This window comes from Methylotetracoccus oryzae, assembly GCF_006175985.1.
GTDB classification, from domain to species: Bacteria; Pseudomonadota; Gammaproteobacteria; order Methylococcales; family Methylococcaceae; genus Methylotetracoccus; species Methylotetracoccus oryzae.
In genome coordinates this window covers 87,408-103,596 of the sequence record NZ_SRSH01000008.1, presented here as the reverse complement: position 1 = coordinate 103,596, position 16,189 = coordinate 87,408, and the positions used below count along the sequence as shown (strand labels likewise).

Sequence of the window (16,189 nt, the reverse complement as noted above, 5' to 3'; positions counted from 1 at the left end):
TTCCAGACCCGCGCCCTGGATGAGCCGATCGAGCGTGAATCGCGAACGGATGGGTACTGGCGGCGGGGTACCTCCCGTCGGCCACTGTCTCGCTTCGCAATCGACACGCTGCGTATGCCCCTGAGCGACACCCGCGTGCTCGCGCCCGGCGTCCGGACCATCGAGGTCTGGGCCTGGGCGATGTACGACTTTGCGAACTCCAGCTATACCACGGTTGTCATCACGGCACTGTTCAATGCCTATTTCGTGGGGGTCGTCGCCGAGGGCAAGGCCTGGGGTACTCTGGCATGGACCGTGGCGCTAGGGCTCTCGTACGCGCTGGTCATGATCACCGGACCACTGCTGGGTGCCTACGCCGACGCGCGGGCCGCCAAGAAGCGTGTGCTGCTGGCGACCACGGCGGGCTGCGTGCTGTTCACGGCGGCGCTGAGCCTCGTCGGGCGCGGCGATCTGGCGTTCGGCATGGTGCTGATCGTGCTGTCGAACTACTGTTTCGGCAGCGGGGAAAACATCATCGCGGCGTTCCTGCCCGAACTGGCCACCGAAACCGGCATGGGCAAGCTGTCCGGTTGGGGATGGAGCCTGGGCTACCTGGGCGGACTGATGAGCCTGGTCGCCTCGCTCGCCTACCTGTACTGGGCCGATCAGCAAGGGATCGGTTCCGATGCTGCGGTACCCGCGACGATGCTGATCACCGCCGCGATTTTCGCCGCGGCGAGCCTGCCGACCTTTTTGCTGCTCAAGGAGCGTGCGCAACCGCTCGGCGGTGCGCCGGACTGGTACGCCGCGACGTTTGGACGACTGGCGACCACACTGCATCAGGCTCGGCGGTATCAGGATCTATGGCGCTTCCTGATCTGCATCGTGTTCTACCAGGCGGGCATTCAGGCCGTCGTCAGTCTCGCCGCAATCTACGCACAGGTCGCGATGGGATTCACGACCAAGGAAACGCTGCTGCTGCTGGTCGTGACCAACATTACCGCCGCCATCGGCGCGTTTGCCTTCGGACAGGCGCAGGACCGGTTAGGCCATGTCGCAACCCTCGCCGTGACACTGGTCGGCTGGTGCGCCGTGGTCATTATCGCCTGGCTCGCGCGGGGGCCGTTGTTGTTCTGGATTGCCGCCAACCTCGTCGGACTGTGCCTCGGTTCCAGTCAGTCCGCTGCGCGCGCACTGGTCGGCTATCTGTCACCACCCCGGCACGCGGGCGAGTTCTTCGGACTGTGGGGTCTGGCAGTCAAGCTGTCGTCGATTCTCGGCCCGATGACCTATGGCTTGGTCACGTGGATCTCGAACGGCGATCATCGGATGGCGATGCTGCTGACGGGGTCGTTCTTCATCGCCGGTCTGCTGCTGCTGCGCGGCGTGAATGCCCAGCGCGGCCGCGCAGCGGCGATCGCGACGCATTGATCGCTGAACGCACCTGACGCGCTGCGCCCCGCGTGCTGCGTCTGTTAGACTTCCCGGCTGCCGCCGGGGCCCGACCGGGCGCCGGCGTTTCCGACACATCATCACGGAGCGAACCACGATGCATTGTTCTGTCCCTTATTCGCGCGGCTTCCGGCTCTTGACCGCGATTGGACTCGGCGGCCTGCTGCTGTCCGGTTGCACGACAACGACCCCAACGCCCTACCAGGTGCTCGGCGGAAATTCGCATTCGGCCGAGGTCGAGTCAGCCTACAAGAGCGCGCTCGAGGATCTGGACCAGTCTCGGGCTCTCGAGGAGGGACGGCGGCGCAATGTCGTCGGTGAAGTCATGGACCTGACACCGGACGAGGCAAAGCGCTTCTGGCCCGTGTATACCGCTTATCGTAGCGAGATGTCGGCACTCGGCCAGCGCATGACGCGGCTCGTGGCCGACTACGCAGCGCGCTTCGGCAAGCTGCAGGATCAGGATGCCTCCGCGATGACGCGCGAATACATGGACATCGATCAGAAGGCGCTCGACGTCAAGAAAAAATACCTGCCGAAGTTCGACGCCGTATTGAATCCCAAGCAGGTCGCCCGCTTCTTCCAGACCGATCAGAAACTCGATGCCGGCATCAAGTTCGGCATGGCCAAGGGCATTCCCTTGATGGAGTGACGCGCGGCGGGCCGACCCCGAAGCCAGTCGCCCACGCCTTCACGCGGTGAGCTGGAAAGTCTTTGCGATCATGGCCGGCGTCGTGATCGGCGCCCTGTCGGTTTTGGCCGCGGCGTTTTTCCGGCGCGGCCTCACCCTACCCGTCGCCGTTCCGGACGCGGCCGTCACCCTGGTGATGGCGTTGACCGGGCGCACCGACGGTTTGCCGGGGCTGCTGGCGGCGCTCCAGGCTCAGACACTCAAGCCCCGACGCCTGCTGATCGCCGTCGAATCGGCCGACGATCCCGCTTACCGGTGCGTTTGCGAGGCCATTCCGAATTGCGCGCTACCGATCGAGCTCATCCTTGCGGGTCTCGCCCAGCGGGCCGGCCAGAAATGCGTGAATCTGGCCGCCGCGCTCGACCGGCTCGATGCCGCGGACGAGTTCGTGGCCTTCATCGACGCCGACATCCAGCCCCAGCCATGGTGGCTATCGGCCCTGGTTTCGCCGCTGAAGAACCGGGGCTATGGCGTGGTTTCGGGTTACCGCTGGCCGACGATCGCACGCAATACACTAGGCGCACATCTGATCTTGGCACTGGACCGCGGCATTGCGACCCTGCCCCGCCTCGGCTGGGCTCAAGCCGTCTGGGGCGGCTCGACCGCGATGCGGCGCGAGACCATCGATCGTCTTGCCCTGGCAGAGCATTTCCGGCGCCGTTTGTCGGACGACCTGACGATAGGCGAGCTCGCGCGACAAGCCGGCATTCCTGTGTTGTTTCGACGCTTACTGCGAGTACCTTCGCCGCTGTCATACACGCTGGGCGACGCCTGGCGGTTCGGGCGCCGCCAGTATCAGATGGTCCGGGTCTACCGGCCACAGCTCTGGCTGCTGGCGCTGACGACCGCCACACTGCAACTGGCCTGTTGGGTAGCCATCGCCTGCGCCTTTCGCCAGCCATTGGCCGGATTCGCTGCCGCCGTCCTGTTCGGCCTGGCACTGAGCAAGACGCGGCTTCTCGACCGGATCGGCGTGCAGCTTGGCCACCATGATCAGGCCGACATCCTCCCGCTCCAACTGCTGCTGTGCGTCGCCAAGCCCCTGGTGGATACCTTTCACTGGAGCATGATCATCGCCGCAGCCCGGGTCCGGTCGGTTGCCTGGGGGCACGTGACCTACCGCGTCGGTGGTCCCACCGCTATCGCCGTCGTTGCGAGAGGCGCATGGCAACCTTCCGAACACTGATCTGGCGCGCCGTCGGGCGCTCGACGCTGCTGACCCGAGCCCTGCGCCGGATCGCACCGAGCCCATTCCGCTTCATCGCAGGCAAGCCGCTCGAGCGCTGGCTGCTGACCTATGATCTCGGCCGCCGCTCGCTCGCCCTGGCCAACGATCCCGCCGTGGTCGAGGCCGTCATGCAGGATCGCACCGGCGCTTTTCCGAAAAGCGCGGCTCTCGGCGCGCTGTTGCGCCCTCTGATCGGCGCGGGCGTCTTCGGTCAGCCGGGAGGACCGGAAGTCAGGGAGACGCGGAAGCTTTACTCTCGGGCGCTGGCCGCGATTCCGGATGAGGTAGTCGTCGAGGTCACACGCACCGTAACGGAACGTTATTTCCAGCGCTGGCTGCGCTCCGGCGCCCTGGAACGACTTCCCTTCTGCACCGAGATGTCCCGGATGACCGTGGACATCGTCGCGCTGTGCACCCTGGGCGCGACCTTCGACCCCGAGGAGTCCGAACGCTTCGCAGAGCTGTTTTTCGAATATCACCAGCGAGCCGTTCCATTGCTGCTGCTGCCGGTTGCGGACGACTCCACGTTGCACGCACACATCGTCGACCACATGGAATTGGCAACGATCGGTTCGGCCATGCGGATGCTGATCCGGGACCGCTTCGTCACGCCGCTACTCACTGGGGATCACGCCGTGCGGGCCGCACCGTTCGCCACCCAACTCATCGAGGCCGGGTTGCTGAATCCCACATCGGACACGGCGGAGCGAGCAGTCGACGAGATCGCGGTGATGTTGCTCGCCGGCCACGAGACAACGGCATCTGTCCTCAGTTGGCTATTCTGGGAACTCGCCCGGTCGCCTGAGCGACAGGCTGCAATCGCAAGCCTGCTCCCGGCGGAGGACCACGAAGCCGTTGCGTCAGAGGAGGCTGACCAAGCGGCGCAGGCCCTCATCAAGGAAGCGCTGCGCCTTTACCCACCGATTGCCTTCTTCCTGCGGGATGCCGATAAGCCGACGACCTTTCGCGGCAAACCTATCCTCAAAGGCAGCTTTTTCGTGATTGCGCCGTGGACTCTGCACCGCCACCGCAAACTCTGGGAAGCGCCCGATGAATTCCGGCCCGAGCGCTGGCAGGGTCAGGGGCCGGGTTGCCCTCGGGCAGCCTACATTCCGTTCGGAATGGGCCCGCGCACGTGTCCCGGCGCGCGCTTCGCGGAACTCGAAGCACAGCAGATCGTCCGCCTGCTGCTCGGACGCTTCCGCTTCACGCCCTCGATGTCGGATCAGCCGGAACCCCTCGGCAGTCTGACCTCCCGCCCCGACCGTGAGATTTACCTGTCGCTGACACGGCGTGTCAATGAGGCGGAGGCCGAGCGGGACGAACCGCGTTGCCCCATCACCGGGGAAGCGCCGCAACGGCGGATTCAGCTGCTCCGCCGCTCGCTGCTGCGCTCGCTATGGCGCGTCGGCACCGGGATCGATGTCGCCCGCCTGTTTCCGGGTCACACACCACTCGGGCTGTATGAGTCCAATCACGGGCTGCTGTTTTTCCACCCTGCGATCGAGGGGGATGCCCGGTTCTATTCGGAGTTTTATTCCCGCGTAGATATGCACGAGCGTTTGATCCGAGAATTGCTCTCGCGCGTCGAGTACCGCCGGGCAGCGCGGCATGTTCGCCCCGGCGATCGCGTCCTCGACATCGGTTGCGGTGTTGGCGCATTCCGCGCCCATGTGCCCGATGCCCGCTTTCTGGGGCTGGATCCCTTTGCTCCGGCCGAAGCGGATTCGCTGGTGCTGCGGGAAGACGCCGAACAGCACTGTCGAGCACATCCCGCCACCTATGACGTCGTGACGGCATTCCAGGTTATCGAGCACCTCGCACAGCCGCGGCGGCTCGTCGCATCCATGGTGGAGGCGCTGAAGCCCGGAGGCCTGTTGATCCTGTGCGCCCCGCTGCACCCCTCACCGATGACCGCCCTACCGAACTTTCTGCTGAATGCACCGCCGCACCATCTGTCATGGTGGAACCGACCTGCCTTTGAAGCGCTCGCTGGGCACTGCGGGCTCGAGGTCATCGAACTGGCAGAGCTAGGCGCCTCCCCTCACGAAGGCATGATCCACTGGATGGAACGCCTGTGCGCGAGCAAGACGGCATACGACCGAGACGGCCGATATTTTGCCCATCGCTGGGACTGGCACCTCAGCCTGGGACTGGCCTGGGGACTGGCTCATCTTGCCCATCGGATCCGTGCACTGCCTCCGCGCAGCCGCCCGGTGTCCGTGCTCCTCGTGGCGCGCAAGCCCGGCCAAGCCCTCGACGCGACTCCCTGACCTTGACGCCAGCGGCCCCGACAGCGGATCATGTCGGCTGATTACGCTCCGCGCACAGTTCCTCTTTCGAACCCGCCGTGGCCCGCGCCTCCTCTGCCCTGCCCGTGACCCCACCGCGTTTCCGCCGGCTGGTCAGGGCTCGCTCAACATCTGAACACCGCAACATCCGAAAGTGAAAGGAGTACTCCGATGACCTCCCTATCGCTGAGTTTCCAACGAAACGGCGACAAACAGAATTCCGCATTCTTCGAGGAATACCTCGAACGCCTGCTCGAAGAGCGCGATCGCGTCGGCCTGACCGAGATGATCCGCGAAATCGACGTGATGATGATCACGGTCGAACCCGGCTGCTCGGCTGCCTACGTCGGCGAGTTGTGCCTGATGTCGCCCTACCATTACCTCGTGACGCTGGAATCCGAATCGCACCACACCCATGTGCTGCGGGTGGACATGAACGCGCCGGACATCCTGATCCGCGAAGTAAAGGACCCGAATACGCGTGGCGTCTTCCGCAGCCTCAACGAGGTCTATCCGATCGGAGCGCACAAACCGAACTCACGTTACATGGGCGAGGTGTTCCGGGTCACGAACCTGCACGAAGTCGTCGAACAGCAGCAGGCGCGGGAGATCCGGTTTTTCACGCAGGACCAGATCCGCAAGCTGGAACTGCCCGGGAACATGGCGGTCGTCAAGCCGTCGCCGTACACGCATAACATCCTGGGCTATTGGGAGCGTCCGCTCGACCAGCTGCGTGTCTACTCCCTCGGCCTCAGCAGCATCCGGAGCGACGTTCAGGAGTCCTATCTGGCAGCCAAGGAACTGCAGAAAAAGCTCCGGATCGAGGATCTGATCCTGCCGATCGATCACCTCGCGACGCGCCTCTACAGCCAGAACCGAGAGGCGGCGATACTCGAGTTCCTGAGCCTGTCGAGCTATTACTACTGGGGCTCCTACGACATCGTCGACCAGAATTCCTCGACGAACGTGACGAAGAGCGTTCACCATTCAGAGGAGCGCGTGAGCCCGGCCAAGGTCTTCACGGCCGCGAACTACCCCTACTTCGTGAATCACCTGCTGCAGCTGCCGTCACCCACCGAGAACTTCGTGCGCAACTACGGACCGCGGCTCCATCACATCGCGTTCGCGGTGGCCGACGGCGAGCGCGCCGACAAGACCAACATTGACTATGTCGTGGACTCGATTCGCGAAGCCGGCAAGGACTTCCTGCTCGAGGTGATCGGCTCGCAGGAAGAGGGACTCAAGCAGATCTTTTCGAGCGCCTCGGAGCACTCCTCGCTGATCATCGAGTACGTGCAGCGTTTCAACGACTTCCGCGGATTCTTCACGAAGCAGAACGTGTCCGAACTGACGCACGCCGCGGGCGTCGAGGAAAGCCTGCAAGCCCTTCAGGCTGAAGCCGCCAGCGCCGTATTGGATACTTGATTCTCGGCAGCGATCTGGCCGCCGGTTCCGAATGACTTGGCCGAACCGGCGAGCCTCACGTTCTACACGAAAGCGTCACCCATTCGTCTGTGCGGCAGCGAGCCGGCAGGCGGTGGCCTTCGCTCACTCCATCATCAGGTTCAGCGCGTACCACAGGAACGTGAATCCGGGCACCATGAACTGACCCTTGTAGATCTGCCGTCCCGCAAGCAGGAGCAGCGCGATGAAGACGCCGGACCTGACGTCGAGATATCCGCCTGTCGCGCGCAGGAACAACCCGTCGACCCCATGGAGTCCCGCCGCGGCCGTCACCAATGGGCTGCGGCCACCCAGTGGCGCCGGTTCACGCAGGTCGAACAGCGCGAGCTTCCGGGCCGACAAGGCCAACTCGTCCGGCTTGAGCCTGACGGGGACCCGGAGCAGCACGCTGCCGGTGACCGCGTTCACCGACGCATCGCCGATCCGTTCGCGCGACAGGACCTGCGCCAGACCGGCGAAATAGGCGACGTCACCGCGTTTGTGGGGGATTCTTAGACGAATGCGCCCGGGCAGCGCGTGAACAAGGTAGGCCGAAACCAGACCTTCGGTCATTCCGGCTGAACCACCTCGGCTGCCGCCTCGGGGACCGGTTCGGCAACGCCAAGGCGCTCGGATGCCAGTTCCGCCTTCACCTCCGCGACGATGTCCTCAAAGGCTTCCCCAGCCTCGGCAACGACCTCGCGCCCCTTCTCGAACGACAGAATCGCGGTCTTCAGCACCGCACGCGCGACCGGACGCACGGCCGGAAGCAGGAATGCCCCCGCCGCGGCAACACCGACGCCAATCGCGACACCGCGGGCAATATCGTTTTGAATCAATTCAGAAATTTTAGGCATGCTCAACATAGCTCAAGCGTACGGATCGCGTAAGAGTAAACCAGAAAAACCGGCGGCGGCATAGCGCGCAGGACTCGTTGCAACCCGGATCTGGTCGGGACCCAACGAACCCGCGCTGCCCTTCCAAGGACGGGCCGGAGACGCAGACCTCTTCATCTCTGGATTCCTGACGCCGCGGCTGCGTGTGACCGGCCGGTAACGGTAACCGCCGGGCGTTACGGTTTCGTGACGTGCAGCCCCTCGCGCCCGGCGTACACGCCCCGGCAACCGCGCGCAACGCCTGGGCCACAATCGGGAACGGCCAGCGGGGCGCAAGGCCTGTCCTATCCTTTGCGGTCAGGCTGGCTCAGCCGACGATTCGCGGCGGTTCGAAGGCAACGCACCATCGTTCTCGGGATTGCCATCGGAACCGCCGGGGTCTCCCGCATGTCGAATCCGTTGGCGCGCCAGTTGACGGTCCCGTCATCAGGAGAGTGCAATGAAGAAACAAAATTACCAACGCCAGTCAATCATCTTGGCGCTGTTGGCCACGTGTTCGGCTACCACGCCGATCGCTGATACGCACGTCCGGAATTCGCCGGTGGCGACCACGCAGGAAAGCACAGTGTTCTATGACTCCTTCGCGGTCAATTTCGGTTTACACGGGTACGCCGGAGCACTTGCCCCGACGGCGATCGAAAGTCCCCAGATTTCCTACCAGAGCCTGGCCTACGGTCCCGCCATCCATAGCTATCCGCAATTGGGCGAACGACCCGCGGCGGCCTTGAACGTCACTTACGTGAGTCCGGCCTACGGGCAGTTCATCTACGGCTACCCGGCGGCCGGGGCCGAGCCGGACGAGTTGGGCAAGCTACCTTCCATCGTCATCGAGTGACTCGAAACGAGAGCGGTCGGCTGCGGCGCGCCGCCGATCGCCCTTTTGACGACGTCACCGGACCTGCTGTAGCTGGTCCAACACCAAGGCAACGGCGGCACTCCGGGTCTCCACTCCGAGTTTGTAAAACACATGCTCGAGATGCTTGTTGACGGTGCGCGGGCTGCTTCCGAGTATCTGTCCGACGTCACGGTTGGTTTTCCCGCGGGCGATCCACATCAGCACTTCGGTCTCGCGGAAGGTCAGGCCGAGGCGGTCCTTGACGGAATTCAGGTCCCACTCGCCCGAACGCCGTTGCAGCAACACCAAATGCTCACCTTCGATCCGTCCATCACCCATACGGGCCGTGAAATGGTCGCCGCGCTGTCGCAAGCTGAAGGGGGACTCTTCGCCTGCCTCGATTTGTTGCCGTGCCCAGGACGACAGCGGCTCCGGCAAACGCTCGAAAAAATCCGCTTCATCGGCCCCGACCGGGGCCGCGGCTACCGCGCGCAACCAGTAGCGGGCTGAGGGGGTCAGCCAGGTGATCCGACCATACCTGTCGATCGCCACCGCTGCCAAGTCGTTGTACTCCAGCGCCTGCTCTGCCCTCCGGGCGATACGAGCCTGCGCGACGTGAGCACCGACACGCGCAATGACCTCGTCGTTTCTGAGCGGTTTGACGATGTAATCGATGGCGCCTTCGTCGAAACCGCGCAGCAAATGCTGAAGTTCGCCTAGAGCGGTCATGAAAATGATCGGTATGTCCCGCGTGGCCGGATCCAGTTTCATACGCCGACAGGCTTCAAAACCGTCCATTCCCGGCATCACACCATCGAGCAGGATCACATCCGGCCTGACACAGTTCAGCTGCTCCAGCGCGGACGGCCCGTCCGTGGCCACGAGCACGCGGTAGCCCGCGTCTTCCAGCGCATCCGACAGTAACGCCAGATTGGCGGGTACGTCATCGACGATCATCACGGTGCCGGCGCTGCCGAAGTTCGAACGGGCCATGCTCAGCCGCCGTTGAGGAAACGTTTGATGTCACCCAACCGAAATTCCTTCGCGAAGCTCTGGACGCGGTTGACGAAGGGCACATACCGGGCATCGTCGGAGGCGAGCACGCGCAGACGTTCCGTCAGCGCGCGGAGGTCACCGATTCGCGCGTCGGCCGCCAACTTGGCCAACTGGATCGAATTGGGCATGAGCATGGGTTCCTCCCACGCCTGCGCACTCACGCTTGAAGGGATGTCTACCAAGGCGTCGGACTCGGCCATCCAGTCCAGGTTGAGGTGCAACTTGATCTGACACAGGAGTTCGCGAATCTGGATCGGCTTCGCGATGAAATCGTCGCATCCAGCCGAGATCGCCTCACGGCGGTCGCTCTGGTACGCGTTGGCACTGACGACAATGATCGGCATCTTGTTCCCCGAGCTTCGCAAGCGGCGGGCCACCTCGACACCGTGCAGGTCGTTCAGCACCAGATCGAGCAAAATGAGGTCCGGTCTGTCGCGGCAGGCCTGGACCAGGCAATCGGCTCCGGACGCCGCCTCACTCAACACGAAACCCAGGGGGGTCAGGATGGAACGGAGCAGAGCCCGATGCTCCGCCTGATCATCCACGATCAGAATACGTTGGCGCCGGCCGGCATAGCCCACGACGGCGGCCTCCTGCTCCGGCTCGCCATAGTGTTCGACGCAGGGCAGAAACAGTTTCAGCGAAAAGGTCGTGCCTTGGCCGACATCGCTTTGCACGCTGAGTTCACCGCCCATGATCTCCGCGAAGATCTTGCTGATGGTGAGCCCGAGGCCGGTACCGGAAGCGGCATTCCCGTGTTGGCTATTCAAGCGCTTGAACGGTTCGAAGATCACTTCGAACTGATCGTGCGGAATCCCCTCGCCCGTGTCCACGACGTGTATCGTCACCACTTCCCCAGTGCAGCCGATCCGCAGCAGGACTTCCCCCGAAGCCGTGAATTTCACGGCGTTGCTGAGGAGGTTGATCAGAATCTGTCCGACCCGCTTCTCGTCCCCCCGTATCCGGCGCGGCAAGGGGTCGACGATCTGACACCGGAAGGCCAGACCCTTGGCTTCAGCCATCGGCTTGAACATGCGCACCAGTTGCTCGATCAACGCCGGAAAATCGAACACGCTACGCTTCAGCTCGAATTTCCGGGCTTCGATGCGCGCAATGTCCAGAATGTCGTCGACCAGGCGCGACAGGTGTTCACCGCTCCGCCCGATGATTTCCACCGCATCGCGACGGTGTTCTGGTATGCGCGGGTCCTTCTTGAGCAATTGGGCATAGCCCAGGATGCTGTTCAAGGGCGTGCGGATTTCGTGACTCATATCGCTGAGAAACCGGCTCTTGGCCTGGTTTGAGCGGTCAGCCAGTTGTCGGGCCTGCTGCAACTCCGCATCGGTCTTGCGGTGCTCGTCGATCTCCCGCAGCAAACGCCCCGTTTGGCGATTGGATTCCTCCTGGGCCACGCGCCGGCTCTCATTGTTCAGTACCAGCCACCAGGCGCCGAGTCCCAGGAACACCAGCAAGGACGAGTAGACCTTGATGAAGTTGCTGTAGAGCAAGGAGACCGACGTACCCTGCCGGTCGGCCAAAGCCAGTATGTCCTGATAGTAGATGACGCCGATGAACAGACCCATCGTGCCGGCCAGAATGGGATAGAGCATCAGGAACTGGCTCAGGCGATACTTGAACTCTGGCGAAAAGCGTCTCGGAAGCCAGCGCTCTCCCAAGCGGCGCAACAGGTCTTCCAGTCGCGCACCGGGTTTGCAGGCATCGCGGCAGCGGGCATCCAGCGTACAGCACAGCGAACAGATCGTACCTTGGTAAGCCGGACAATAGGCCTTGTCCTCGGCTTCGAACTGGTTACCACAGATGCAGCAGGCAGCCTCCGGGCTGGCCGCCCCCCAGTGACTCCGGTCGCGTGCGAGGTAGTAGCGGCCACGCGTCAGTTTCGCGATGACCGGAGCCAGCGCAAACGCCGTACCCAGGGCAATGAACGCGGAGAATGCCTGGGGGATTTCACCGAACAATCCGAGGTAAGCAACGATCGACAGGGCGGACGCAGACAGCATCGACACGACGCCGACCGGATTGATGTCGGGCAGATAAGCCCGTTTGAATTCGAGCCCGGAGGGACTGAGACCGAGGGGCTTGTTGACGACCAGGTCTGCCACCAGGGCACCGATCCAGGCGATCGCGACGTTCGAGAACAGGCCAAGCACTCGCTCCAGCGCACCGAAGACGCCCAACTCCATCAGCAACAGTGCGATGGCGACGTTGAACACCAGCCACACCACGCGACCTGGATGGCTATGGGTCAGGCGCGAGAAGAAGTTCGACCATGCCAGCGAACCTGCATAAGCGTTGGTGACATTGATCTTGATCTGTGAGACCACCACCAGCGCCGCGGTCGCCGTCAGCGCGATCTGGGGATTGGCGAATACGAAGCCGTAGGCGATCAGGTACATCTGGCTGGGTTCGTGTGCATGATCCGGGCTCACGCCGTGCTGTATCGCCAGGTAGGCCAGAAACGCCCCACCCAACTGGCGGATGATGCCGAACACGATCCAGCCGGGACCCGCGATGATGGTCGCGGCCCACCAGCGCCAGCGGTTGTTCCGCGTCTTGTCCGGCAGAAAGCGCAGGAAGTCGATCTGCTCGCCTATCTGCGCCACCATCGAGAACGCCACGGTGCTCGCGGCCCCGAACTTCAGCCAGTCAAATGCCGCCGGGTGCTCCCCATGGCCTCCGAACGCGCCAAGACCTTGCAGCGCACCGGGCTCGCGGAGGAAGACCGCGACGAATGGGAGCGTGAGCAACAGCAACCAGATCGGCTGCGTCCACAACTGCAGACGGTTGATGTTGGTGATGCCGTAAACCACCAGGGGGATGATCACCAGGGCGCTGATGACGTGAGCCAGCGCGATGGGGATATGAAAATAGAGTTCCAGCGCCAGCGACATGATCGACGCTTCCAACGCGAACAGCGTGAAAGTGAAGGCCGCGTAGATCAACGAGGTCATCGTGGACCCCAGATAGCCGAACCCCGCGCCGCGCGTCAGCAAGTCCATGTCGATGTTGTGCCGCGCCGCGTAATAGGCGATCGGCAACCCGGTCAGGAAAACGATCAGGCCGACGGCGAGGATGGCGCTGCAGGCATTGGTGAAGCCGTAGCTGATGGTCAGCGAACCGCCGATCGCTTCGAGTACCAGAAATGAAACGGAGCCGAAGGCCGTGTTCGCGACCCTGAACTCCGACCATTTGCGGAACGAACGCGGTGCAAAGCGGAGGGCATAATCTTCGAGGGTCTCGTCCGCGACCCAGGCGTTGTAGTCGCGGCGGACTTTGGCTACGGACTGCTGGCTGAATACCCTCACGAAAAGGTTCCTGGACGGTGGATGGTGCCGGGGGTTCGTTCCGGGCGCTGGCGTTCTGACCGGCCTGAGTCAGCTCCCAAGCCCCGGACCTCTGCCCGTCGGCGGATGATGCAGCTTGAGCGCTGGCGAGCGTCGCCACAATTTGTGGCAAGCAAGTTACAGGCCCGCGACCGTCCTGGCGACGCTATCGGCCCCGCGCCCGATCCAAACCCCAGTCACTGACTCAACAAATAGCCGGCTGAGTTTGCCCAGACTCTCGCGGCGGCGACTCCCCGGGCGTCGCCGCTGGCCCGCACTCTCAGGTCCTGCACTACCCCAGGTCAGGGAACCTCCCGATACGCACCAAACCGGTTCAGCCGCTCGGCTGAGGCGACCGGAAAACGCACCCGCCCCGGACGATGGGCTTACCTGCGCTCGTAGCCGAACTCGAGGATGACCGGGTTGCCGCGGCTGTGGATGACGACCTGCTTGCGATCGCTGATCTGCGGTGTCCGGACCTCGGTCTTGACATCATCGGGGGCCGGTACGGGTGTCGCCGCCGGCACGGCGGCCTGTTTGACCGGCCCCGGGGTGGGCTCGGCCGTTGCGGTGGGAGCCGGGGATGAAACCCAGGGCAGAACGTCGTCATCAACGCTACCCGGCTTGTCGCGGACCTCGACCCGCACCTCGGGCGTCCAGGGCGCCTGGGTCGCACTCTCGGGCGTGGGCGCCTTCAGGATTCCCAGATTGGCCAGCAGATTCAGACAAACCGTGCCGATACGATCGGTATAGAACGCCATCGAGGCGGGCGCGCGGCGCGCCTGGAGCCAGTTGCCGAGCCCCACTTCCAGCGCGAAATCGCCTTTCAAGGTGACCGCCTCGTCTGGCTTCTCGACGGAGCCCAGCAGGCAGGTGATCGACACCACGTCCGCTTTCTGGAAATCGAGCGCGCGCGGATCGGAGCTGCCGAAGGTAAAAGACAGCCCCGGCGGGGTGCTGCGCTTCTCGGGCGCCGAGACGCGCGCCCCCATTACGTGCGTGTACGCGGCATGGCCGCCCCGGACAGGGTCATCGTCGTAAACCGGGTAGCCGTGAGATCGCAGATTGCGGCCAATGGCCGCGGAAAGCTCGCGGGTCCGGCCCAGTCCGGACGCGGGCCCCAGCTGCTCGGAAGTCAATTGCAGGCGAATACTCCTGACGGAGTTGGGCAGCGGGATCATGCCCTCAGGTCGGTTCCCCGTCGCACAGGACGTCAGGACGATCGCCGAAAGCAGCGGAGGAATTGCACGCATAAGCACTCTCTTCTTTGATGTTCACGCAACAGCCATGACCTGCGCCAGCACGATTCGAGCCGTTCCCGGATCGGGGTCACGCGAAGTCCGTGGCGTTCCTTCCCGCGACCTCAATCCCGGGAAGGAGCGCCTTCGCGCCACCGCCTCGCAGCAAGTAGCCGTGTATTGGACACCATGCCGATACCGTCTCCCATACGTCATTTGACGTATTGAGCGGCGCCCGTTGCCAAACTCTAATTAGCCCCGTACGAACAAAGACTTAAACCCGTATCGGTACATTCCTTCCGGTGCCTTCCGACGCCGGACGGCTTCTCGAAGCGGGTTCCGTTCTGGGTTCAGCACTGACTGTCAATCTGTCCACCAAGGGGTTATCGCAATGACCAAAGTCCGATACTTCGGCGCATCAATCAGAGAGCGGATGAAGCCGACGGCGCTGCTGTCGGCAGCGTTGGCCGTGGCATCGCTGGGACACTCGCCGACCTCACAGGCCGGCGCCACATTCAAGATTGACGACACCAAGTGGATCAGTATCGGCTTGGGGCTAAGGACCAGTTTCAGTTCGCTGTCGGGTGGGTCCGGGCTCACCGACAACAAGTCATCGAACAACTTCAACATCGACAACATGCGTATCTATTTGAATGCGCAGTTGCACGAATACTTCAAACTGGAGTTCAACACCGATTGCCAGACCTGTAACGACGGGGGCGAAGTCCGCGTGCTCGACGCCATCGCCAAATTCGATGTGCATCCCCTGTTCAATGTCTGGGTCGGCCGCATGCTGGTTCCGGCCGAGCGGCGAGAGATGAACGGACCGTTCTTTTCTCCGACCTATATGCCCTTCGCTTCGGCAGGCGATTCCTCGCAGAACGGCTTCATCACCGGCACGCCCTTCATCTCGGCCGATTTCTTCCCGGTGTTCGCGGGCGGCGGTATCTCCGCCGGTTCATTCGGCCGTGATGACGGCGTAACCGCCTGGGGCGAGTTCTACGAGAAGCGCCTCAAGTATGCCTTCGGGTTCTTCAATGGCTTGAATGGCGGCGCCAACCACGATGCCAATCTGCTGTACGCGCAGCGTGTCGCCTACAACTTCCTCGACGTCGAGAAGAATCCCGCTTACTACACCTCGGGCACCTATTACGGTAAAGGCGGCGACATCCTGACACTCGCGGCCAGCAACCAATACCAGGAGGAAGGCGCCGGCAACCGGCTCAACCCCGGCAACCTGCGTGCCACCTCGGTGGATCTCCTGTTCGAGATGCCTTTCGACAAAGGCGACTCGGGTGTCATCACCTTCAACGGGGAGTACAAGAACTACGGCATCCACGGGTACGACATGGCGGCGCGCCTGGCCGACAAGGCCAATGGCTACGCGAACTCGTTCCCGATGTTCGAAGGTAACGCGATCGACACCAGCCTGATGTATCTGATCCCGAACAAGGTCTGGATCGGGCAGTTCCAGCCGTATGTGCGGTATGTCGAGGTCGCGCCGATCAACAGCCCGGATCGCAACATGTTCGAAGGCGGCGTGAACTATGTCATCGATGGCCACAACCTGCGTATTTCCCTGCTGGGACAATACGGCAGCCTGCTGACCAAAGGACTGGATTACACGACCACCGCAACCGGCAACAACGCCACGGCCATTTCGCTGGGTTTCCAGATGCAGATCTGACCCGTCTGCCGTCCCGCCCACTTCACTATCATCGCAACCAGGAGCATCTCAT

General features: G+C 63.1%; 12 protein-coding genes. 7 read left to right on the top strand and 5 right to left on the bottom strand.

Translation table 11 applies throughout. The features are described 5' to 3' along the window. Positions 1-114: 114 nt before the first annotated feature. From BWR02_RS09820 to BWR02_RS09800, 5 genes are all read left to right on the top strand, one after another. A complete protein-coding gene (locus tag BWR02_RS09820) occupies positions 115-1,410 on the top strand; it encodes an MFS transporter (RefSeq protein ID WP_201276219.1) in 1,296 nt (431 codons plus the stop codon). A gap of 118 nt (positions 1,411-1,528) precedes the next feature. Beyond that, the gene (locus BWR02_RS09815) at positions 1,529-2,083 is read left to right on the top strand and encodes a hypothetical protein (RefSeq protein WP_139557566.1); all 555 of its coding nucleotides are present in this window, start codon (positions 1,529-1,531) and stop codon (positions 2,081-2,083) included. Between the two features lie 46 nt (positions 2,084-2,129). Continuing rightward, complete coding sequence (locus BWR02_RS09810; protein ID WP_139557565.1) at positions 2,130-3,308, top strand: glycosyltransferase family 2 protein; 1,179 nt, start codon at positions 2,130-2,132, stop codon at positions 3,306-3,308. Then, positions 3,287-5,623, top strand: coding sequence for a cytochrome P450 (locus BWR02_RS09805; RefSeq protein WP_139557564.1), 2,337 nt, complete (start codon positions 3,287-3,289; stop codon positions 5,621-5,623). The genes BWR02_RS09810 and BWR02_RS09805 overlap by 22 nt, the downstream gene beginning before the upstream one ends. Positions 5,624-5,812: 189 nt before the next feature. Then, positions 5,813-7,066 (top strand): VOC family protein, encoded by a 1,254-nt coding sequence (locus tag BWR02_RS09800; RefSeq protein ID WP_139557563.1) that lies wholly within the window; start codon positions 5,813-5,815, stop codon positions 7,064-7,066. A gap of 123 nt (positions 7,067-7,189) precedes the next feature. Here BWR02_RS09800 and BWR02_RS09795 read toward each other — a convergent pair whose 3' ends face one another. Continuing rightward, positions 7,190-7,657 (bottom strand): HMA2 domain-containing protein, encoded by a 468-nt coding sequence (locus BWR02_RS09795; protein ID WP_139557562.1) that lies wholly within the window; start codon positions 7,655-7,657, stop codon positions 7,190-7,192. Beyond that, positions 7,654-7,941: a DUF5132 domain-containing protein gene (locus BWR02_RS09790; protein WP_162560096.1), complete on the bottom strand. Its 288-nt coding sequence runs from the start codon at positions 7,939-7,941 to the stop codon at positions 7,654-7,656. Before BWR02_RS09790 ends, BWR02_RS09795 begins: the two co-directional genes overlap by 4 nt. Positions 7,942-8,419: 478 nt before the next feature. On the opposite strand from BWR02_RS09790, the gene BWR02_RS09785 reads away from it, so the two are divergent. Then, positions 8,420-8,815 (top strand): hypothetical protein, encoded by a 396-nt coding sequence (locus BWR02_RS09785; RefSeq protein WP_139557560.1) that lies wholly within the window; start codon positions 8,420-8,422, stop codon positions 8,813-8,815. A 54-nt stretch (positions 8,816-8,869) separates the two neighbouring features. Here the strand turns inward: BWR02_RS09785 and BWR02_RS09780 are convergent, their stop codons facing one another. The 3 genes from BWR02_RS09780 to BWR02_RS09770 form a co-directional block, all read right to left on the bottom strand. After that, complete coding sequence (locus tag BWR02_RS09780) at positions 8,870-9,808, bottom strand: response regulator (RefSeq protein ID WP_139557559.1); 939 nt, start codon at positions 9,806-9,808, stop codon at positions 8,870-8,872. 2 nt (positions 9,809-9,810) lie between these two features. After that, on the bottom strand, positions 9,811-13,194 hold the full coding sequence (locus tag BWR02_RS09775) for an ATP-binding protein (RefSeq protein WP_139557558.1): 3,384 nt from the start codon (positions 13,192-13,194) through the stop codon (positions 9,811-9,813). 404 nt (positions 13,195-13,598) lie between these two features. Beyond that, positions 13,599-14,393 (bottom strand): hypothetical protein, encoded by a 795-nt coding sequence (locus BWR02_RS09770; RefSeq protein ID WP_139557557.1) that lies wholly within the window; start codon positions 14,391-14,393, stop codon positions 13,599-13,601. Positions 14,394-14,841: 448 nt separating this feature from the next. On the opposite strand from BWR02_RS09770, the gene BWR02_RS09765 reads away from it, so the two are divergent. Continuing rightward, on the top strand, positions 14,842-16,137 hold the full coding sequence (locus BWR02_RS09765) for a putative porin (RefSeq protein WP_139557556.1): 1,296 nt from the start codon (positions 14,842-14,844) through the stop codon (positions 16,135-16,137). Positions 16,138-16,189 lie beyond the last annotated feature (52 nt).

What these genes read in the sequence shown, in the direction of transcription:
- BWR02_RS09765 (WP_139557556.1), top strand. Translation starts at nt 14,842, where the DNA reads ATGACCAAAGTCCGATACTTCGGCGCATCAATCAGAGAGCGGATGAAG.
- BWR02_RS09815 (WP_139557566.1), top strand. Translation starts at nt 1,529, where the DNA reads ATGCATTGTTCTGTCCCTTATTCGCGCGGCTTCCGGCTCTTGACCGCG.
- BWR02_RS09780 (WP_139557559.1), bottom strand. Translation starts at nt 9,808, where the DNA reads ATGGCCCGTTCGAACTTCGGCAGCGCCGGCACCGTGATGATCGTCGAT.
- BWR02_RS09805 (WP_139557564.1), top strand. Translation starts at nt 3,287, where the DNA reads ATGGCAACCTTCCGAACACTGATCTGGCGCGCCGTCGGGCGCTCGACG.
- BWR02_RS09795 (WP_139557562.1), bottom strand. Translation starts at nt 7,657, where the DNA reads ATGACCGAAGGTCTGGTTTCGGCCTACCTTGTTCACGCGCTGCCCGGG.
- BWR02_RS09785 (WP_139557560.1), top strand. Translation starts at nt 8,420, where the DNA reads ATGAAGAAACAAAATTACCAACGCCAGTCAATCATCTTGGCGCTGTTG.
- BWR02_RS09770 (WP_139557557.1), bottom strand. Translation starts at nt 14,393, where the DNA reads ATGATCCCGCTGCCCAACTCCGTCAGGAGTATTCGCCTGCAATTGACT.
- BWR02_RS09800 (WP_139557563.1), top strand. Translation starts at nt 5,813, where the DNA reads ATGACCTCCCTATCGCTGAGTTTCCAACGAAACGGCGACAAACAGAAT.
- BWR02_RS09820 (WP_201276219.1), top strand. Translation starts at nt 115, where the DNA reads ATGCCCCTGAGCGACACCCGCGTGCTCGCGCCCGGCGTCCGGACCATC.
- BWR02_RS09790 (WP_162560096.1), bottom strand. Translation starts at nt 7,941, where the DNA reads ATGCCTAAAATTTCTGAATTGATTCAAAACGATATTGCCCGCGGTGTC.